The organism is Gimesia algae, from assembly GCF_007746795.1.
Taxonomy (GTDB): domain Bacteria; phylum Planctomycetota; class Planctomycetia; order Planctomycetales; family Planctomycetaceae; genus Gimesia; species Gimesia algae.
Map to the genome: position 1 here is coordinate 1,496,011 of NZ_CP036343.1, position 19,859 is coordinate 1,515,869.

Below are 19,859 nucleotides of genomic sequence, written 5' to 3' on the forward strand. Positions count from 1 at the left end.
CAACAATATTCACCAGTGAAAATATCTATTTAAGAACTGCCTGAATCCAATGACGACCGACTATCAGAATTACTTCGGCGATTTGCACAATCACAACCACGTAGGTTATGCACTGGGATCACTCGATCGCTCTTTCGAAATCGCACGGAATCATCTCGATTTCTATGCTTTTACGCCGCATTCCTACTGGCCCGATATCGTCGATTACGATGGCAAAATTACCCAAAAATGGAAAAACGGATTTCATATCGCCCGCGCCCGCTGGCCGGAAGTCGTTCAACTGGCCAAGGACTTTGATTCACCAGGCGAGTTTGTCACAATCCTCGGGTATGAACGACACGGCACCGCAGAAGGGGACTACCACATTCTGTTTCCGGATTTGCAGGGGGACTACGAACTGATCGAAGACCTCGCCGAACTTCAGACGTTCGCCAGGCAGCGAGGCTGTCTGATGATTCCCCATCACCCAGCCAATCGCCTGGGACATCGTGGATTTGATCCCACGAAACTGGCAGCAGATGTTTCACCGGTCCTGGAAATTCATTCCGAATGGGGTTGCGCCGAACATGACCGGGCCCCCTTTCCCTATAAAAGACACACGGAAGGGGGACGCTGGACCAAACACACGCTTCAGTATTATCTGAATCAGGGTTATCGACTGGGCGTGGTCGCCAGCACGGACGATCATCTGGGACACCCGGGAGGGTACCGCGAGGGGCTCGCTGCCATCAAAGCACCAGAACTGACACGCGATGCGTTATTCGATAGTCTTCGAAATCGACGCACCTATGCGGTCTCCGGTGATCGCATCGAACTCGACTTTTTTCTTAATGACCAGATGATGGGACAGGAACTCCCTTTTACCGATGAACGGGAACTGAAAGTGAAAGTGCAGGGCTGGGATGAAATTGACCGCGTGGAAGTTCTGAAAAACGGACGCGTGATTCATCGTGATTTCCCCGTTGATAAATCGAATGGAGCCAATCCCTGGGACCAACCTGTTGTCCTGCGTTTCGAATATGGCTGGGGCCCCTGGCCAGCTTTAGGCTGGGGGGGCACGGCTGACTGGAACTTCAATATCGATGTCGAGGGGGGCGAGATCCAGCAGATTCAGACCTGTTTCACCACAGGACCGCTGGATGAATTCCGCCGTGATCGCATTCTGGAACAGACACCCCACCAACTCAAGGTCCAATCGTTCACTGCTCTCAAACAACAGGTCGATGACTGGTCCCAGAAAGCCATCGTTATGCGAATTCAGGGAAATGTGGATACTCGGATTTCTATTTCCTGTCAACAGCCCGGTGAATGCCAGCTGACGCAGAAGTTTTCAGATCTGGCGGTCAGTAATGAAATGCTGTTTACCCGACCATTTCCCTGGGAATCGGCGATGCTGCATCGGATTGTCTTCCATAATCAGTGGAATACGGAATTCAAGTTCGCTAACCAGGGTAATGGCAAGCAGGATGACTGGTACTATGTCCGTGTGATCCAATCGAATGGCGAGATGGCCTGGTCCAGCCCGATTTGGGTCAATCAGAAATGACTTTTTCTGCAGAATCGACCGAATTCGTTTTTTCTGCCCCGAATACAGCATTTAAACCACTCGAATTGAATGAAGCAGCAATCAGAGAATTGATTCCTGAACTGACTTTGATTTAAAATACAGCCTTTGAATCACCACTATTCCCTTTCAACCTTATTGAAAGCTACCCCCGACAATGGTTGACGACACCAGCCAGACCATCAACCTGTCAGCTCCTGTTTTAGAGAAGCTGGAGGCAGGAAGCCGACCTTTCTCAATTCTGATTCAAAAATTAACCGGAATCGTGGGAAAAACCGACATTCTGTATAATGCCGATGAACTACTCGTTTACGAATGTGACGGGTACATCGTGGACAAATCCGTTCCGGATATTGTCATTTTCCCCACCTCAACCGCACAGGTCTCTGAGATCGTCAAGCTTTGTAACGAATTCAATGTTCCGTTCCTGGCCCGCGGTGCCGGAACCAGTCTCTCCGGAGGTTGCCTGCCTATTGGTGGTGGGGTCATGATTGTGCTGACCCGTATGAAACAGATTCTGGAACTGAACCTCAGAGATCGGTATGCGATCGTGGAGCCAGGCATGGTCAACCTGCATCTGACGAATGCCCTGAAAGGGACCGGTTACCATTATGCTCCTGATCCTTCCAGCCAGGGTGCATGTACGATTGGCGGAAATATTGCCACTAATTCCGGAGGCCCTCATACCTTAAAGTACGGTGTCACCACCAACCATGTACTGGGGCTGGAAGCCGTCTTGCCTGATGGATCTGTTATCGAACTCGGTGGTCCTACCGCAGAAGTACCCGGTTATGATCTGCATGGTGTGTATGTCGGCAACGAAGGTACCTTCGGCATCTGTACCAAAGCGATTGTCCGACTGACACGCGACCCGGAAGCTCATCGCACGATGCTGGCTGTCTTTCAGACGATCGGAGATGCCACCCGGGCGATCTCCGAAATGATCGCAGAAGGGATTATTCCCTCCGCCTTGGAAATGATGGACCACGGCATTATCCAGGCAGTGGAAGAAGCGTTCCACTTCGGTTTCCCCCTGGATGCGGGCGCGGTATTACTGATTGAAGTTGATGGTCTCGAAGTGGCATTGGATGCGGAAGTCTCGAAAATCCTGGAAATTTGCAATAAGAATAATGTCCGCGAAATTCAGCGTGCTGACACTCCGGAAGAACGCATGCTGATCTGGAAAAGTCGTAAACAGGCCTTCGGCGCCATCGGGCGACTCAGCCCGAGTTACTGTACCCAGGATGGTGTCGTCCCCCGGACACGACTCCCGGAAATTCTGGAATTTATAGAACAGACCAGCAAAAAATATGGTTTAAGAATCGTGAATGTCTTTCATGCTGGCGATGGTAACGTGCATCCGATCCTGCTGTTTGATGAACGCGATCAGGGACAGATTCAACTGGTCCTCGAAGCCAGCGAGGAAATTCTGGAAAAGTGCCTTGAACTGGGTGGCAGTGTCACCGGCGAACATGGGATTGGTGTGGAAAAAATCAATTTCATGAGCCGCATTTTCAATGAGACCGATCTCGCCATGATGGAACGAGTTCGAAATATTTTTAACCCGCGCCAGATCTGCAGTCGAGATAAGGTTCTGCCTCCACACGCTTCAGATAATTCACCCAAGGTTTCCCAGACTCATCCGGCGAGACGCGCACCACACTGATGCAGTCATATCCCGATCACGTGACTCATCTGCAATCCATCTTAATTCAATAAGGCTCCTGAAAGTAGAACTATGTCTCCGCTCCAATCCGGCTCGCAGGAAGAATTTGTTCCCGCTTCTCAAACAGAATTAAGCCGTTTCATCGCAGAAAATGCAGCAGGAAACCACAGGCAGCTGTTTCCTGTCGGAGGACGAACTTCGCTGGCTGTCTGCTGTCCCACCAGCCAGACTGGTATTCAGCTCTGTACCTCACAACTTAACCGGGTGGTCGATTACCCTGTACGCGACCTCACCATTACTGTCGAAGCTGGCATGCGCATTGATGAACTGAATAAAATGATTTCAGCGGAAGGTCAGCGACTTCCCATCGATATCCCACAGTCTAACCGAGCGACAATTGGCGGAGTGATTGCTACAAATACCAGTGGTCCGAAACGGTTTTCCTATGGAACAATTCGTGATTATGTCATTGGAATTTCTGCGATTGACGGTCAGGGAAACCTGTTCAAATCGGGAGGACGTGTAGTAAAAAACGTCGCTGGCTACGATCTGGGAAAGATGCTGGTAGGCTCACTGGGGACACTGGCAGTCATCAGCCAGGTGTCGCTCAACCTGAGACCCAAACCACAAACAATATCCATGGTCTGGTTTCAGTTTGATTCCTGTCAGACTGTAGATCAGGCACTGGAAGCAATTGTGACATCAGGTACACGTCCGATCGCTGTGGAATATTGTAATGCCAAAGCAGCCAGTCAAATTGCGGCGGAAGCCCGCCTGGAACTACCCGCGGATCAGCATATTTTATGTATCTGTTATGAAGGACCTGAAAATGAAGTCCACTGGCAGGCTAATCATATCGTCTCTGAATGGAATCAGTACTCCCCCCTCAGTGTTCAGACAGTAGTGACGGAAGAGGCCACACGGCTATATAACGCATTCACCGAATACCAGACATCGTCTGATGATCCAGTGACTCTCAAAGCGATTCTACTACCATCGCAGATGATGAAGTTTATTGAAATGGCTACACGACTGAATATTGCGGTACAGGCGCATGCTGCAGATGGAATTGTCTTCGGACATTTACCGGATTCTGCCAGTTCGCTGGATGACGTCCAGCAGATATTGAACCAGCTGAAAAAAACAATTGATCCGAAAACAGGTTATTTGAACATTTACCAGTGTGAGTCAGAATGGTCTCACTCACTGCCTCTGTTCTGTTCGCCTCCCGCAGGCTGGAATCTGATGCAACAATTTAAAAACGCATTAGATCCTGAGCATGTCCTGAATTCGCAACGGTTTAATGAACTGGTTGAAATTTAGAATTGAATAATACGTAATCTCCTTTGACTATTAGCATCTCGCATACGAGTTAACATATGAAACCTGGAAGTTCTTTCTCTCAACCCGTCGACGCCACTCAAGATCCGACAGAAATTCCCGGTTCTGAAATCCCTTACGAGAAATTTCTAGACTGTATTCACTGTGGTTTGTGTACCGCAGCCTGTCCTACCTACCTGGAAACGGGGAATGAAAACGACAGTCCGCGTGGCCGTATCTATCTGATGCGGGCCGTAGTGGACCAGCGGGTTGAACTGTCTGACGCTGTGCGTGGTCACCTTGATCTCTGCCTGGACTGTCGTAGTTGTGAAACTGCCTGTCCTTCAGGAGTACAATATGGTCGCTTGATTGAACCATTTCGTGTCGATATTCAGAAAATGGATGCCCGACAGGGTAAAGGCGCTCAACAGGACTGGTTTCATCGCTGGATTCTCTACCGTCTGTTTCCTTATCCCAGTCGCATTCGAAAAGCATTACTTCCAGCGCGGGTTATGCAGACTTTGCGAATCGACAAGTTAATGAATGCGTTAAAACTGACCAGCCTGCTGCCGGATAAACTGAAACGCATGAATGATCTGTTGCCACGTCTTAAGCCAGCCGAACCGGACCTGCCTGAAGTTATGCCGGCCCAGGGAACTCAGCGTGCGCGGGTCGCATTTTTCACAGGCTGTGTCTCGGAAGCGATGTACAGCCATGTGAATCGAGCCACGATTCGCGTCCTGCAAGCCAACGGCTGCGAAGTTCTGATTCCCAAAACTCAGGCCTGCTGCGGAGCAATTCACTATCACAGTGGTGCCGATCAGGCCGCTTTGGAGTTCGCGTTACAAAACCTCACTGCATTTGAACTGGATGATATTGATGCCATTATTGTCAACGTCGCCGGCTGTGGTGCCATGTTAAAAGATTACGGCCATATCGCAGAAGAAATCGAGGGAGTTTCTGAAGAACAGAGAGAACAGTTGAAACAACTGGCATCAAAATTCAAGGATGTCTCCGAATTTCTGTTTGAACTGGGCCCGATTGCCCCCCAGGGAGAAATCCCCTTTCGCGCGACTTACCACGATGCCTGCCATCTGGTTCATGCCCAGGAAGTTCAAAATCAGCCTCGCAAACTGCTGGAACTGATACCCGGGCTCAATCTGATTCCCCTTCAGGAATCAACAATCTGCTGTGGCGCAGCAGGCAGCTACAACCTGACACAGCCGGAAATGGCAGACCAACTTGGCAAACGCAAGCTGAACAACATCTTGGAAACGGGAGCAGAAATTGTCATTAGCGGTAATGTCGGCTGCACACTGCAGATCGATTCCAAACTCCGTCAGTCTCATCAACCACTCTGGGTCGCGCATCCCATGGAACTGCTGGATCTCAGCTATCGCGGGCAGAAACCGGCGTTATAGAACGCATCAGATTTAACCATAGCGTCTATCAATCAATTATACTCGGTCCTGATCACCTTGGAGACGCTATAGTAAAACGGAGCACAGTCTGAGCCGTTCGATTGATCCCACTGCGAAGAACGACTAATCTACACCTCAGAGTCGCTTAACCAGTTACAGTTTTACGATAAAGAGTTTACACATGTCAGATCACCTTCCCATCCAGGCAGTCGCCTTTGACCTGGATGGACTAATGTTTAATACCGAACACGTGTTTTTTCTATCAGGCGATGCCCTCCTGCAGCGACGTGGAAAAACCATGACGCCTGATATCCTGCGGGGCATGATGGGACGTCGGGCTCTAGAAGGATTCGAACATCTATCCAGCCATCTGGAGAAACCAGAAGACCCACATGAACTCTGGCTGGAAAGTCAGGAGATCTTCCGTTCGTTATTGCAGGAAAATCTGAAACCCATGAATGGGTTGTTTGAGTTGCTGGACTATCTGGAAGAGTTGGACATCCCCAAGTGTGTCGCAACTTCTTCTCCGCGGCCTTATCTGGAAACTCTGCTCGTACAATTCGACCTCACACATCGTTTCCCCATCAGCCTGACTGCGGAAGACGTAACCCACGGTAAACCCCATCCAGAAATCTATCTGAACGCTGCCGAAAAAATGGGGGTCGCTCCCGGACGGATGCTGGTCCTTGAGGATAGCGAAACAGGTACGAAGTCGGGAGTCGGAGCAGGGGCGTATGTGGTTTCAATTCCACACGAATATAGTAACTATGGAGACTTCAGTTCGGCTCAATTTATTGCCGACAGTCTGACAGATGCACGTGTACTGGACCTGTTCTCAACACAACATTCTTAATCCGTATTGCTGAAATGACCGGAACTGATTGCGAAACGATCGGGCAAGCGGAATCGTATCGAGTGAAGTGTTAAAACAGGGGCGCACTCAGATGCCATTTCAAACTTCCCTGGCTTGATCTGATGACTGAATCAAACTGAATACACGCGGCGTTACCAGGCTTGAATGTGATGTAGCCACCCCCAATCAGTTCCGCCGTACATCGCGCGACATCAGGCATGTGTGCCACGACTGCGACCCGTTCGTAAGTTTTTTTACTGACGAACGAAATCAGTTTCTCCAGATTCAAACCGAAACCAAGCCAGTTCTGCGGCTGACAAAAATCGTCACTCAAATCCGCTTCAGCCTGCAGGATCTGTGCAGTTTGAGTGGTTCTTACCAACGGACTGTGTAGAATCAAGTCAGGGCAACTCTGATGTTCTACCATCCATTGCGCGACTTTCCGAAACTGATAACTGCCATGCTCGGTTAACGGTCTGGCTGAGTCTCCACCGGGGACAACACCCGCATGTTCCGCTTTTCCATGCCTGATTATAATTAGTTCCATCTAATTCCGCTTTCCATGTTTTTCAGGGGGTCACCAGTTTTGTTTTCGTCGCTGCGGACGGCTTCAAATGCGTATCCATCCAGCCATACATGAGCTCCCGCGATTCGTGCGCGACAGAATGACCTTTTCCATGCACAAAAAAAGCAAAGTTCTGCGGTGCTTTTTCCAGTTCATACACATCCATTACTTTGAGTAACATCAGCACCCGCTGGCGTTGGGTCAGAGGATCTCCATCATTTAGTCCGGACAGGTCCAGAAAAGCTCGAGGAGCCGTCAAAGCCATGATTTCATGGAAGTCAATCGGAGGTAGATCGCCTTCCAACAGGTCAGGCCGGATGTGTTTAAAATAGATATACCAGTGATCGCGAGCCCAGGCTTCCACTTTGGCATTCTGTCGGAAAAAAGAGGCACTGCAATTACCAGCTGCTGCCAGGACACGTTCATCATAAGCAGCGAGAAACATTGATCCATGCCCGCCCAGAGAGTGCCCCAGTACACCAATTTTATCGGGTTTCACTTCTTTCATCGTCTGAAGTACATCAATGGCAATCGAGTGTTCGTAGGTAAATTTTCCCACAGCGGTCCACTCGGGATGTTTTTTATAAAATGCCTCAGTATCGTAGGGTCCTGCTTCTGGTATGCGATGGCCAGCGACAAAATGATCCGGAGCAATCACCACATACCCACGCCGACATAAATGGTCCAGATAGGCTTTATCCGAATTCTCTACCAGGCCGGCAGCACGCTCTTTTCCCTGCTTATAAGTCCCATGCAATGCGACGACCGCTGGAGCAGGACTTCTTAAGTATAATGGGACTCCGAGATAAGCGTGTGCCCGTTCATCATTTTCTACCTGATAACTGATCAATTGCCGGCGATAGTCACCATCCACAATCACCGTGTCATGAAACTGAATTTGCAGATCTGGTTTTTCCGGCTTGAACTGATCACGGATCAGGTTCAGATAGCGTTTTTTGAGCTCCTTTTTATGCTCAATCCAATCCTCGGGAGTGTCAATCCCGTCTAGCAGATCGTCCCAGGAAGAGCTGATACTCGCTGGTTCTGAACGTTTTCGAGTGACATCGTCCTCTGCTTGAGTCCTGTCTACAGGACTTATTACTATCATTAGACAGAGCCAAAATAAAGTTGGAATAATTCGCATAGACCTACCTGAAAAGAAGTAAAAATGAGTCTGCATTATCACCCAGCTCTGCTATGATTCTCAACAACTTAATTCCATTTTCTACTGATTTTTCTGCTTAATTCCGTAGACCTCTGACTTGGTATCCTTATGCGAATCTTAACACTTCCATCGAGACTGAATTATCTCCTGCTCTTTTGCTGTACTGTTACCCTGCCTGTACAAATACGAGCTGAGCGGGGCATCCTCCAGCCCTCGACACGGTCAGAACAAAAATCTGCAGTCATCACAGAACTGATCCAGCCAACCGCCATCACACATGAACAGGGCGCTGCCTATAGTGCACGCTTATCGATCCCTAGAGCCGCTGACAAAAACTCTAAATCCCGTTGCGAACTTCTGGAAAACGGCAAACCACTTCCATTCCCGCATGCACGTCACAGCCGGATCAGAGAGCTGGGAAAGGGGCACTATAGCCATTGGACTCCCGGAACACTCTATTTCTCAACCAGTGATTCATCTGACCCCAGAACAAATGGGAGAAATTATGAACTGGTCAGTACCGAATCATTTCTGCAAAAATCAACCTCATTCGTTTTGACAGATTCTAACTCGGAAATTACGGTCCCTGTAAATCTTCTGAAAGAAGCGCAACCCCTCAAAATGATCTGGCAGAACCTCGATTCAAAAACTCAAATCACGCCTGCCTGGAAACGCAAAGGAGCTCCTGATCTCTCCAGTCAGTCAGCAATGCTGGCCAGTATCCTCAAACCCGACATGAACGCGGAAGAGAAATCAATCGCCATCTGGAAGTTCCTCGTCGACTGGCGCTATCACTACGATCCGGCAGAGCAGGGAGATGAACTCCATGATCCCGTCAAATTCCTGAATGTGTATGGCTATGGATTTTGTGATGATTGTGCGACCAACTTCATGGTCCTCGCCAGAAAAGCAGGTTTGCAGAGTCGCGTCTGGGGCCTGTCAGGGCACGTTGTTGCTGAAACATTCTATGACGGTCGCTGGCATATGTTCGACCCGGATCACAAGGTCTTTTATCGTAATCGACAGGGCGTGATCGCGGGTGTCGAAGAACTGGCAGAGCAGCCTGAAATCATCACAAAAACGCCTACAGATCCTTTAGGCAGCCCCTCTGAATTGATTGCGAAACTGTATACTTCAACTTCAGACAACCGGGTAAATGAGCGACAACCACGGATTAAAGATACAATTGCATTACCAGTACTGGAACCTTTAGACTATGTCGAATTCCGCTACTCAAACCCGGAACGTGTCCATCAGAAAAACAAATCTCACTCTCCCGAACCTCCCCTTGCAGGAGAGGGTGTTCTCAAACGAACGATACGGGACCTGTATGAACTCAAACAGACTGCAGGCAACCAGCGAGAATGGCTGGTGAACTGGCCTTATGTGCTACTCGCAGGGTACCTTGATTTTGAACTAACCTCTACTGATATTCAGCCTCGCATTTCCATATCGCATAACCAGAAGTCCTGGACACCACTGAAGGGAAAGGTCAAAGAGAACCGACTGCGCATCTCCCTCAATGAATGGATTAAGAAGCAACCCACGGCTGTTTATCATTTCTACATCAGACTGGAAAGTCCGAAACAGGCTGACCCGACCACAGTCATTAACCAGGCAACAGCCGAACTACGGTTTCAGTTTGCGCCACGTGCCATGGCACATGTCGGTAACGAGAATAATGACTTTCAAATGAAGCTGGTGACTGAACCTGCCGGAGCAACAAAAGGACTGAAGCTGGAGCTCATCTGGAAAGAGATCGATTGAACAGAGGCGAAAATAAGATCAGTCTCGATAGGCTTTGTGGCAGCGTTTGCATTGAAACTTTAAGGTTTTCATTCCGGTTGTGAATGCCTGCTGATCTCCCTGTTGGACAGCGAGTTCCAGCGATTTGACCTGCTGCTCCGACTCTGTGAGCCATTGTTTAAACATCTCATCATAATCGCCAGAGTATTTACGAGCTGTTTCGTGTAGCCCTTCGCGCAGCAGGACTAATACCCTCAGTCTTTGCTTGCGATTCTCGGGCTTATTCTGCAGTAACTGATCCGACAGTTCAAAGTCATGGCTGATTTGCGCCATCGCGGAAACCATGGGAGGAACTTTTGCTGATTCCACCAGTTCAGGCAGAATGGCATTGGAATCTGGTACCTTAAATTTTTTTACGTCTCTCCAGAGCCCGGCATAATCCTTGCTTGTCCCTGCCTGTGTCAGAAACTGCTGAACACTTTTCTGATTCAGGGTGCCTCGACAAATTCCGATAACTGCTGCTGCGGTGGGGCCGCGATGTTTACCATGATGACAGTGGATATAAACAGGTCCTTTCAAATCCCGCGCAACACGCGCAAAGGCAAGACCAGCATCTTCGGAAACACCGTCGTAGCCAATAGGGATATGAATATATTTCATTCCCGCTTTTCTGGCATGTTCCAGATCGGGGGGCGTCCCATCCACACTGACGATGGTTTTGATCCCCAGCTTTTTGAGTGCCTGAAAACTTAGTTCCCCATGCGGCCCACTACCCGAATAAAACTGCTTATCGATCTGAAAGACATTATCCAGCCCCGGAAGACTCATTGAATGAAAGGGAACCGGTTCGGGTTTTGTTTGAGATTCTGCTTTCTCTTGCTGAGCAGCCACCGTTTCAATGAAAAGTCCCGTTCCCACCAGAGTGACCAATACAAAAAATCGAATCAATAACATTCCAGTCCCCTTACTTTCCCTTTCTCTACAGAAACAGATACACTTTCATATCTCAGAATCCTAACCACTTCCAGTTTGTTCAGTTTTTTGTAAAAAGGAAAGTCGCTGAGAAATAATTCCTGTTCGGAGATTCAAATGGTATTCGATGAAGATCTGGCTCAAAGAGTTCGACAGCTGATGAAACGCCGCAAAGGCTTTTCAGAACGGAAAATGTTTGGCGGAATCTGCTTCATGCTGCACGGCAATATGTGCTGCGGCGTAATCCGTGACAGACTGATGTTAAGACTGGGAGAAAAACGCGCGCAGAAAGCGCTGCAGGAACCAGCGACACGCGAAATGGACTTCACAGGCAAGCCGCTCAAAAGCATGATCTACGTTGAGCAACCCGGCTATGCGAGCGCAGAAGATCTCAAATACTGGATCAATCAGGCAGTGAAGTTTGCACAGTCACTTCCCGCCAAAGATTGATTTAAGTCCGGTCAATCAATTCTCAGTATTCGGGGCCATACCAGAAGTCATTGAATTGATACGGGTTGTAATTATACCATGCTGACTGCTGCATGATTTGAGAGTAGGTTGGCAGAGGAGTGGCATTCACATAAATGGTCGGTCTACCTGGTGTAATTCCCATTGCTTTACGGGCACTGATTCGCTGCATTCGCTGTTGTGCCTGTAGAAACGCTCGCTGCTGAATCAGTTTCTGGCTGACAGACATGCGCTGATAAGCCGGACCGGTTGAAGCAGTCGACGGTATTTTTGTGATATTGATGTTACTCTTTTTCGAGTCAGCCGAGATGTGATCAGAGCTGATCCGGAGTGGTGTCTGTTCCTGACCATAGGCGGCAGCAAAGAAGAGTTGAGTCAGAATTAAAGAGAATACAGAAAAGCGCATGACGAGCCTCTCTCTTCACAGGAGCAGAAGAAGTCGATAAAAAGTAAACGAAGCGACGAAATCGCTGCGCAGAGACGAACCCCACAAATGAGTCCATCCACTTGAATTCATCGACTTACCCTGAAACCGTGCTGAACAATTTCCCTCGAAACCTGACAACAGAGTACGTTTTGGAGGCAATTTTGCGGATCAGGGAAACTTGACAATCTCCACCCAGGAAGGAGATTTTCCCACTTCATAGGTCGCAAACCGTTCCAGGGTTCCGTTTTCAGGCGAGATTTTGTACGCAGCCAGTTTTCCATTTTTCTGCCCAGCCGCATACAGAAAGCGCCCCGTCGGATCGATATTGAATGAGCGCGGCGTATCTTCTGTAGCAGCCTGACCGATCGACTTCAACCGCCCGGTCTTTTGATCGACGGCGAAACAGGCAATGCTGTTATGCCCCCTATTCGAGGCATATAAATAATCACCGGACGGTGACAGTTCGATATCGGCACAGGTATTTTTCCCATCAAAGTCAGCGGGTAACGTCGAAACGGTCTGGAAGGCTGTCAGAGTTCCCGCGTCTGCATTGAGTTTGTAAGCAGTAACAGAACTTCCTTTTTCATTATCAAAGTAGAGAAATCGGTTATCCTGTGATACCGCCAGATGGCGAGGCTCCAAGTCAGCCGCCGCCGAGAGCTTTGAGGGAGAATTTGCTTTTAATACTCCCTGGTTTTCGTCCCAGAGAAACTGATAGATCGCATTCGGGCCGGTATGAGGAACAAATACGAACTGATTTTTCTGGTCGGGTAAAATAGCATGTGCATTTTTCTCAGTTGGAATGGTCTGCAGAATCTCCTCCAGTATCTGCCCCTGTTTTCCCAGGCGATGCACGGCCACTTTTCCTTCGCCGTAATACGCCGAGAACAGGTATCCGCCTGATTTATCAGTCGCAATATAAGCGGCGTTGCCTCCTGCCGGAATACTGGAAATGAGATTCAGCTTTCCGGTTCGCGGATCAATGGAAAAACTCATAAATTTCTGTGCAGTCCGGACGGAAGCAAACAGATATTTCTTTTGGGGATCGACTTCCAGGCAACCGGGTGCTCCCTCCAGTGGAACGTCTTCAAGATGCGTCAGAGTCCCCGTCTCTTCATTCAGCTGATAGATGGCAATCTTCTTCTCTCCCCCCAGAGAGATGTAAGCATAACTTCCCGCTTTACAGGGAACATCCAAGAACATACAGACCCCTATCATCATCAGACAGCACTGAAGTAAAACGCGCATGACAACCCCTTATGGAAAATGATTTGCATCAGATCAGCAAAAACAACTCTCTATAAGTAGAGCCGGTCCGGGTTCTGATTTCAAGCGGAAGCGGATTGCAGGGCACGCCCTAAAGCTTCCAGCTCCCGCGCGCCGCCAAAAACAATACACACATAAACCTGATCATTTTCGATCCAGCTGACAGTCGCAAAATTCCCTTTATTCAATTGGGAATATTTAACCTGGCCGGGATCAAAAAGGGTGGATGTCGGCAGGGGAGAGACCTGTGAGGCAGGAATCTGCAATAGAGCCCCAAAAACAGACCGATTATTTCCGGTGCGGAGTCGAAAAAATCGAGTAGCGGCGTCTTGTGCTCCGGTGGTTCCTGCAGTCACACCATAGGTTTTATTATAGATGGTTAATTGCCCCCGGGAGTTCCAGCCTCCCTGTTCCGGCAAATGAGATGTAAAATGCTGATCGAACTCAGGCAAAAGACGACTATCCAGATTGAGTTCGGGACCCAAACGGGCCAAATCAATGACCGGTCCTTGAGCAGCCCAGAGGTACGTCAGAATAGCCATGAAAACCAGACAGCATGAGAGCCCCGCCAGGAGTGTCGGATTATGTAATAATCGTCGACGAGGGGCGACCACCTGCGAATCACTGACAGCCGCAGCAGTTTCATGGTCAGACAGCGATTGTAGTAAAGTATCGCGAAATCCATCCGGAACATTGACATCCAACAGGGCACGTTTCAGTTGTGCGTCAAAAACCGGATCTTCAGCGTTATGACCTGAATCAGTATTTTCTGATTCAGGAAAGCCTGATGACCTGGGTGGTTCTGACGTGTTCATAATGAAGCCAAATTTCCGATGTAATTTTTATGAATGAATCGCAGTGACATCTTGTAATGGTTCTGAAAACCGCTCCTGTAAAAATGACTTTGCTCTCGACAACCGGCTCATCACTGTTCCCACCGGAATTGATAATTCAGTGGAGATCTCTTTGTAGGATCGTTCTTCAAAATAGTACATTAATAAAGGAATCCGAAATTCCTCGGACAGTTCATCCAGGGCTTTCTGTAACTCCTGTGAAGTCAGCTCTGGTGTTGTCGTTACTTCAGAAGCCAGATCAAATGTCAGACTCAAAGAGACTGCGTTATTCTTTTGTGATACTTTTTTCAGAAACAGGTTTCTCAAGATCGTACAAAGCCACGACCGGGCCAGCTTCGGATCACGCAGTTGTGACAATTTTTTCTGGGCGATCAAATATGTCTGCTGCGTGAGATCTTCGGCATCGGTCCTCTCACCAGACAAACGATACGCATAACGAAACAGTAGCTGATAATGTTCATCAACCAGTCTTGTCAGTTCATCTGATTTGCTGTGGTTCGATAATGACATAACCTGACTCTCTAAGTAGAAAGATACTGAAATCACACAGGTTATTCCCCAATAAGGTCCTTTTATTGAAAGTTTTCCTGATTTTTGGCTGCTTGGGAATCTAGCGCCGAATTCTCGCAATGAACATCTGGTAACAAAACATGTACTAAATCCCCTTTCAGGAACTGATCATTTTTTTCTGAATGGTCAGTGACTGTAATCGTTTGAAATCCGGATCCGGTAATTCCTGAAACGCTTTGACTCCCGGAACCCCCTCTTTCGTCACTGAAAGTGATAAAGGAACCTGGGCGAGATCTTCATGGTAATACTTTTCACTGGGGAAAATATCAGCCGGGTAAGTGAAATTATCCAACATCGCCAGAGCGGCACAATGTGAGGCACCGGTAGCACTTTCCAGCATGCCTCCCACCCAGCAGGGAATGCCTGCCTGCTGGCACAGGTCATGAATTTTGACGGCATTCGTCAGTCCACCGACACGCCCGGGTTTCACATTTATATACTGACCACTTTTTAAATCGACTGCCTGCCGGGCACGCAGAGGATTGGTAATGCTCTCATCCAGACAGACAGGGGTTCGAATCTGTTTCTGCAACTCGCGGTGATCTGTGAGATCATCGTGCTGTAGTGGCTGCTCAATCATCGCCAGCTGAAACTCATCAATCGCCTGGAACAGAGCAACATCACTCAGACGATAGCCACTGTTACAGTCAATGTGAAATATGTCATCGGGAAAGGAAGTTCTCACCGCTTGCAGCATCGGAACATCCCAACCCGGACGAAATTTGAGTTTGATGCGGGGGAATTTTTCTGCGACCGCAGTTCCTACGGCTTCGACTAAATCGTCCAGATGATCCATGACTCCAAAATCAGCACCAACGGGAACTTCGTCGCGTGTCGCTCCCAACGCGGTATGCAAAGGAACTCCTGAAATCCGGCTGTGCAGACTCCACCAGGCATTATCCAGAGCAGCCTTGGCAAACGAATTACCTTTGTAGAGTGACAGCGTTTCCTGCAAGGCATCTCCACTTTCAAACTCCTGACCGATCACAGCCGGTGCCAGCCATTCAGATACCGTATGAAACACACCGCCGGCCCATTCCGGACTGTAGCAGGGAGCCGCCAGCGGAGTACTTTCTCCCCAGCCTTCCACAGATCCACTGATCATGCGGCACAGGACAGAATGAATGGCTGAATCTTCGCCATATGCGGTCCGCCAGGGATAAATCAGAGGCATCGCCACATGATACAATTCAATCCGTTCAATTTTCATCTGAGTTCTTGCATCCTAAGTTGTTGATTAAGTTCTGAAATCATCGAAAACGGTGACACGTCCGGTTTCAGACATCCTCAAGCAGATCCCAGAATTCGCTTTCCGCAGCATCCAGTTGACTGTTTGGTTTTGGCCGCGCTTTTTTTTGCGACGTTGAAGCAGAAGAGTTCGAAGTGGATCGCTCGGAAGTCGTTTTTCGTTTTCGCTTTGTTTGTGGTGAACCCTTTGTTTTTCCCCGCGAGTTTTGCTGGCCTCTTGGGTCTTTCTGAGGCGCGTGTTTTTTTGATGACAGCGCCCCTCGGGTGTGTTGCTCAGGTGAAGAGCAATTTGCAGCGGGTGGTCCCAGTTGTGGTTCACCACATTGATTGCACAATGCTACGGGACGCTCCGAGCTGTCCAGTCCCCGTTTTGCCGGCTTGGACTGTGTAGATACCGGAGGCTGCGCTGGTGGTTGAGTCGTTTTTTTCGGTTGATTGATTGATTCAGCCTGATTCAGAATATCGTCCAGTATCAGAGGATCTTCCGCATTTTCTGATTTGACCTCAGTATTTGCAGGCAAAGATTGACTTGTCCCGTTGAGAGTCTGCTGCACCAGATTCTGTTCGTGGGTGATTTCTATTTTCGCTTCTTTTCCACTCGTGCAGTCCCTGGCGGAAACGTGTACCCGGGCCTCTGCATCGTATTCCATTAATACTTCAATTTTTGAATCCACGGGTAAATCAGCGGGGAGTCCCTCAACCACACAGTTTCCCAGAATCACAAACGGTTCATCCTGAGAAGCACCACTCTCGATTAATTTCAGATGTACACGCCGCTGATTGGGTGAAACTGTTCCATAGGTATGCTTGACCGATGCAGGGAGCTTGGTGTTCGCCGGCAGAATGTAGTGAGGAATGCGTTGCTGCCCGGATTGATCTCGAACCAGGAAACCCAGCGACCGGGCGTTCACACTGTGCTGTTTCATTTTTGCCAGACGACTGGCTGCTTCGGATGTCAGAATGGATTCTGCATATTCACGGTTGCTCAACAACATCCCGGAATAATAAGCGGCCCCATGCGCTATGGACTGATCAGGAGGGAGGGACAGATTCGGCGTGGTTCCACTCGCCTGCTTCAAGGCATCACGAACCATCGGCATCCGGGAGGATCCACCCGTTGTCAGCACGACATCCACACGAGCCCAGCCCATGTTGTTGTCTTTCAGTAATGCCTTGGTAATGCTGGTGGTCTGATCGACGAGCCCTTTAGTAAGCTGCTCGAATTGAGATTGCGTAATCTGATATGTTTTGCGTTGCGACCCCACCTGACAGGCCAGAGTTGTTTTTGGTCGAACAGTCAGACTGCGTTTGGCCTGCTCCACTTCATTCGCCAGATACTGCAGGCTTTCCGGATCATTCGCAGGATTGACACCGAACTCTCCTGAAAACTGTTCTGCGATCGTTGCCTGCAGTTTATTGTTCCAGTCAATTCCCCCCAGCTTCAAATCCCCGCCACTGGCGATGACATTGACTTCATCTTTTTGATATTTCACCAGTGAAAGATCAAAGGTACCGCCCCCCAGGTCGTAAACAAGAATGCTTTGCTCTTCGGCCAGTTCGGCAAACCACATCCCTTCCGCCCCCAGCACATAACACAATGCAGCCGCCACAGGTTCGTTGATCAGATCTACCTGTTTCAGCCCCGCCTGTTTACCAGCGGCAATCGTTTCCTGTCGCTGGAGATCACTGAACTGAGCTGGCACCGTAATGACGGCCGACTCGATGGGTCCAATACGTTCCTCCGCGGCTGCCAGCAGCTTTTTCAAGATAAATGCAGAGATATCTCGAGGTGTGAAGTAACGACCATCTATTTCCCAGCGAAAATTCGGTTCACCCAGAAAACGTTTGGCATGCTGGACCACATTCCGGGGATTCACTATGGCATGCCGTAAAGCTTCTGTGCCGACAATCACCTCCGCACCATCAAACATGGCAACAGAGGGAGTGGACATTTCCCCTTCCTGATTGGGGATCGTGACCGGTTCCCCATGCTCATTCAGGTGCGTAATACAGGAATAAGTAGTTCCCAGATCGATTCCAACTGCCTGTATTTTCTGCATAAAACGCTGACTCTCTTTACATTAGACTATCACATCTCGGATAGATAAAATATGACAGGAAAGGCCCGTACTGATATGGTATCATGGAACCCGGTCACACTCCAGCACCTGATTCCGGTTTTTCGCCCAGCCTTCACTCTAAAAATTCAGACCAGCGGAAAAGTCTCGATCTGTGAGAAAACTGATACCCCTTATGCTCTCGCTCATCTTCTGCCTGATGCTGTTTTCGTTCAGAAACACAGTGAATCAGAGGGGATACGCCAATCAAGGTCCCGGTGAATTCCCCGCTTTACTCAATCGGGAAATACCCCGTTACCACACAGATCGCAATTTTCGTCAGGCACTCACACAACCATTCTCAGCCTCCTGGTCCAATGTGGGAATTCGGGCGATCATCCAGAGAATCCGGGAGACACAAAATATCTCCGTCATCCTGGATCGACGAGTTGATCCTTCCCGCAAGCTGAAAATTGATCTTCAAAATCTGACACTGGAAGAGGGTCTGGCTAAAATCGCAGAACTGGTGCAAGCCAGAATCATAATTGTCGGCAGTAATATTTTTATTGGTCCAGATGCGTCAGTCTCGAAACTGAAAACATTACTTGAGCTGGAATCAGGTGCCCTGCGCGAGTTAGCTGTCTCTCAGAAAGAACTCCATTCACGAGTACTTCAGCTTTCGAGAAATCAGACATTTCACTTTCAGGACCTGGACACTCCTGCGGAAATACTGCAGTACATTACCAATGCCTACCAGATCACTGTCGAAAAGGAGCAACTGGTTCCCCACGATCTCTGGTCGAACTTTTCACTGGTATCTGTGAATGCCACGGAATCGCTTTCCCTGATCCTGATTCAATTTGATCTCACATATGAGTGGTCAGGGGATGCAGCCAGTATTCGCCTCAAATCGGTTCCGGATAAAGTTCTGATCAAAAAAACGTACCCTTTACGAGGCAAATCGATTGACTCTGTCACCAGACAATTAAAGGAGCAGTTTCCGGATTTAAAGCTGACCCTTAATGGGAAACTCCTGTCTATTGAGGCAGCAATGGACGTGCATGACCAGATTGAGCAGCTTTTGAATCCTCAAAAGGCGGCGCGTAGTGTTCGATCTGGTGTGGGGGATACAGTACCTCTCAACAGGAGGAAGTTTACGCTACGGGTGAAAAAAGTTCCGGTTCTGGCGATCATGCAGAAACTGGAGCAGTCGGGAATCGAGTTTGAATACAACAAACAGGAACTTATTGAGGCTAAAATCAACCTCCTGCAACTCATCGATGTTGCGGTCGTCGATGCAGACGCCGAAGAATTTTTTGACGCTTTATTCAGCTCCTTTAAGCTGGACTATAAAATGCAGGGGGTCAAAATCAGTTTGACTCCACAGAAATAGCTAGCTCTCAGGTATTTATTTAACTTTCATAGCCAAACTTTCCCGGAACTTTCTGCATTGGCAGCATGGCGATACTTTGAATTGGAGCACAAAATCGGGTAATATCCCGGTTAAGTGAGTTGATACAAGTCTTTGTGAGTCTGTAAAGCAAGATCACCCACACTGAACATAGGCTATTCCCTGCCGGATCAGGCAATATAAAGAATAACGATAAACTGTTATCAAATAATACTTTATCAAAAATAGCCTTCTAATAATCGCCCTGGACCTTGTGGGAAGCGTTCATACTCGCCCGAATTGATTC

General features: G+C 48.7%; 17 protein-coding genes. 8 read left to right on the forward strand and 9 right to left on the reverse strand.

The features are described from left to right. The first annotated feature begins 49 nt into the window (after nucleotides 1-49). From Pan161_RS05530 to Pan161_RS05550, 5 genes are all read left to right on the forward strand, one after another. On the forward strand, nucleotides 50-1,546 hold the full coding sequence (locus Pan161_RS05530; protein WP_145224801.1) for a DUF3604 domain-containing protein: 1,497 nt from the start codon (nucleotides 50-52) through the stop codon (nucleotides 1,544-1,546). Between the two features lie 175 nt (nucleotides 1,547-1,721). Continuing rightward, a complete protein-coding gene (locus Pan161_RS05535) occupies nucleotides 1,722-3,230 on the forward strand; it encodes an FAD-binding oxidoreductase (RefSeq protein WP_145224803.1) in 1,509 nt (502 codons plus the stop codon). A gap of 72 nt (nucleotides 3,231-3,302) precedes the next feature. Next, complete coding sequence (locus Pan161_RS05540; protein WP_145224805.1) at nucleotides 3,303-4,553, forward strand: FAD-binding oxidoreductase; 1,251 nt, start codon at nucleotides 3,303-3,305, stop codon at nucleotides 4,551-4,553. A 56-nt stretch (nucleotides 4,554-4,609) separates the two neighbouring features. Beyond that, a complete protein-coding gene (locus tag Pan161_RS05545) occupies nucleotides 4,610-5,971 on the forward strand; it encodes a (Fe-S)-binding protein (protein WP_145224807.1) in 1,362 nt (453 codons plus the stop codon). 181 nt (nucleotides 5,972-6,152) lie between these two features. Beyond that, entirely contained in the window at nucleotides 6,153-6,824 is a 672-nt protein-coding gene (locus Pan161_RS05550; protein WP_145224809.1) for an HAD family hydrolase, read from the forward strand. 70 nt (nucleotides 6,825-6,894) lie between these two features. Here the strand turns inward: Pan161_RS05550 and sixA are convergent, their stop codons facing one another. Both sixA and Pan161_RS05560 read right to left on the reverse strand, forming a co-directional pair. Further along, nucleotides 6,895-7,371, reverse strand: a complete 477-nt coding sequence (gene sixA / locus Pan161_RS05555) for a phosphohistidine phosphatase SixA (protein WP_145224811.1) — start codon at nucleotides 7,369-7,371, stop codon at nucleotides 6,895-6,897. 22 nt (nucleotides 7,372-7,393) lie between these two features. Continuing rightward, complete coding sequence (locus tag Pan161_RS05560) at nucleotides 7,394-8,497, reverse strand: dienelactone hydrolase family protein (protein WP_197995712.1); 1,104 nt, start codon at nucleotides 8,495-8,497, stop codon at nucleotides 7,394-7,396. Nucleotides 8,498-9,175: 678 nt separating this feature from the next. Between Pan161_RS05560 and Pan161_RS05565 the strand changes: the two genes are divergently transcribed. Continuing rightward, nucleotides 9,176-10,321: a transglutaminase-like domain-containing protein gene (locus tag Pan161_RS05565; protein ID WP_197995713.1), complete on the forward strand. Its 1,146-nt coding sequence runs from the start codon at nucleotides 9,176-9,178 to the stop codon at nucleotides 10,319-10,321. A gap of 18 nt (nucleotides 10,322-10,339) precedes the next feature. On the opposite strand, the gene Pan161_RS05570 is transcribed toward Pan161_RS05565, so the two are convergent. Further along, nucleotides 10,340-11,254 (reverse strand): cytochrome c, encoded by a 915-nt coding sequence (locus Pan161_RS05570; protein WP_145224817.1) that lies wholly within the window; start codon nucleotides 11,252-11,254, stop codon nucleotides 10,340-10,342. Nucleotides 11,255-11,389: 135 nt separating this feature from the next. Here Pan161_RS05570 and Pan161_RS05575 point away from each other — a divergent pair, with 135 nt between their 5' ends. Further along, on the forward strand, nucleotides 11,390-11,722 hold the full coding sequence (locus Pan161_RS05575) for a TfoX/Sxy family protein (protein ID WP_145224830.1): 333 nt from the start codon (nucleotides 11,390-11,392) through the stop codon (nucleotides 11,720-11,722). A gap of 22 nt (nucleotides 11,723-11,744) precedes the next feature. Here the strand turns inward: Pan161_RS05575 and Pan161_RS05580 are convergent, their stop codons facing one another. From Pan161_RS05580 to Pan161_RS05605, 6 genes are all read right to left on the reverse strand, one after another. Further along, nucleotides 11,745-12,146 (reverse strand): hypothetical protein, encoded by a 402-nt coding sequence (locus Pan161_RS05580; protein WP_145224832.1) that lies wholly within the window; start codon nucleotides 12,144-12,146, stop codon nucleotides 11,745-11,747. 189 nt (nucleotides 12,147-12,335) lie between these two features. Continuing rightward, on the reverse strand, nucleotides 12,336-13,415 hold the full coding sequence (locus Pan161_RS05585) for a lactonase family protein (protein WP_145224834.1): 1,080 nt from the start codon (nucleotides 13,413-13,415) through the stop codon (nucleotides 12,336-12,338). Nucleotides 13,416-13,495: 80 nt separating this feature from the next. Further along, on the reverse strand, nucleotides 13,496-14,248 hold the full coding sequence (locus Pan161_RS05590; protein WP_145224836.1) for a hypothetical protein: 753 nt from the start codon (nucleotides 14,246-14,248) through the stop codon (nucleotides 13,496-13,498). 27 nt (nucleotides 14,249-14,275) lie between these two features. After that, nucleotides 14,276-14,797 (reverse strand): RNA polymerase sigma factor, encoded by a 522-nt coding sequence (locus Pan161_RS05595; protein WP_145224838.1) that lies wholly within the window; start codon nucleotides 14,795-14,797, stop codon nucleotides 14,276-14,278. 157 nt (nucleotides 14,798-14,954) lie between these two features. Then, the gene (menC, locus tag Pan161_RS05600) at nucleotides 14,955-16,067 is read right to left on the reverse strand and encodes an o-succinylbenzoate synthase (protein WP_145224840.1); all 1,113 of its coding nucleotides are present in this window, start codon (nucleotides 16,065-16,067) and stop codon (nucleotides 14,955-14,957) included. A gap of 67 nt (nucleotides 16,068-16,134) precedes the next feature. Next, entirely contained in the window at nucleotides 16,135-18,165 is a 2,031-nt protein-coding gene (locus Pan161_RS05605; protein WP_145224842.1) for an Hsp70 family protein, read from the reverse strand. Between the two features lie 241 nt (nucleotides 18,166-18,406). Between Pan161_RS05605 and Pan161_RS05610 the strand changes: the two genes are divergently transcribed. Next, nucleotides 18,407-19,555 (forward strand): hypothetical protein, encoded by a 1,149-nt coding sequence (locus tag Pan161_RS05610; protein WP_145224844.1) that lies wholly within the window; start codon nucleotides 18,407-18,409, stop codon nucleotides 19,553-19,555. Nucleotides 19,556-19,859 lie beyond the last annotated feature (304 nt).

Bases quoted from the DNA above. Each gene is read 5' to 3' on its own strand.
- Pan161_RS05570 (WP_145224817.1), bottom strand. From the start codon at position 11,254: ATGTTATTGATTCGATTTTTTGTATTGGTCACTCTGGTGGGAACGGGA.
- Pan161_RS05575 (WP_145224830.1), top strand. From the start codon at position 11,390: ATGGTATTCGATGAAGATCTGGCTCAAAGAGTTCGACAGCTGATGAAA.
- Pan161_RS05550 (WP_145224809.1), top strand. From the start codon at position 6,153: ATGTCAGATCACCTTCCCATCCAGGCAGTCGCCTTTGACCTGGATGGA.
- Pan161_RS05560 (WP_197995712.1), bottom strand. From the start codon at position 8,497: ATGATAGTAATAAGTCCTGTAGACAGGACTCAAGCAGAGGACGATGTC.
- Pan161_RS05565 (WP_197995713.1), top strand. From the start codon at position 9,176: ATGATCTGGCAGAACCTCGATTCAAAAACTCAAATCACGCCTGCCTGG.
- Pan161_RS05540 (WP_145224805.1), top strand. From the start codon at position 3,303: ATGTCTCCGCTCCAATCCGGCTCGCAGGAAGAATTTGTTCCCGCTTCT.
- Pan161_RS05595 (WP_145224838.1), bottom strand. From the start codon at position 14,797: ATGTCATTATCGAACCACAGCAAATCAGATGAACTGACAAGACTGGTT.
- Pan161_RS05580 (WP_145224832.1), bottom strand. From the start codon at position 12,146: ATGCGCTTTTCTGTATTCTCTTTAATTCTGACTCAACTCTTCTTTGCT.
- Pan161_RS05590 (WP_145224836.1), bottom strand. From the start codon at position 14,248: ATGAACACGTCAGAACCACCCAGGTCATCAGGCTTTCCTGAATCAGAA.
- Pan161_RS05535 (WP_145224803.1), top strand. From the start codon at position 1,722: ATGGTTGACGACACCAGCCAGACCATCAACCTGTCAGCTCCTGTTTTA.
- Pan161_RS05545 (WP_145224807.1), top strand. From the start codon at position 4,610: ATGAAACCTGGAAGTTCTTTCTCTCAACCCGTCGACGCCACTCAAGAT.
- Pan161_RS05585 (WP_145224834.1), bottom strand. From the start codon at position 13,415: ATGCGCGTTTTACTTCAGTGCTGTCTGATGATGATAGGGGTCTGTATG.
- Pan161_RS05605 (WP_145224842.1), bottom strand. From the start codon at position 18,165: ATGCAGAAAATACAGGCAGTTGGAATCGATCTGGGAACTACTTATTCC.
- menC (WP_145224840.1), bottom strand. From the start codon at position 16,067: ATGAAAATTGAACGGATTGAATTGTATCATGTGGCGATGCCTCTGATT.
- Pan161_RS05530 (WP_145224801.1), top strand. From the start codon at position 50: ATGACGACCGACTATCAGAATTACTTCGGCGATTTGCACAATCACAAC.
- sixA (WP_145224811.1), bottom strand. From the start codon at position 7,371: ATGGAACTAATTATAATCAGGCATGGAAAAGCGGAACATGCGGGTGTT.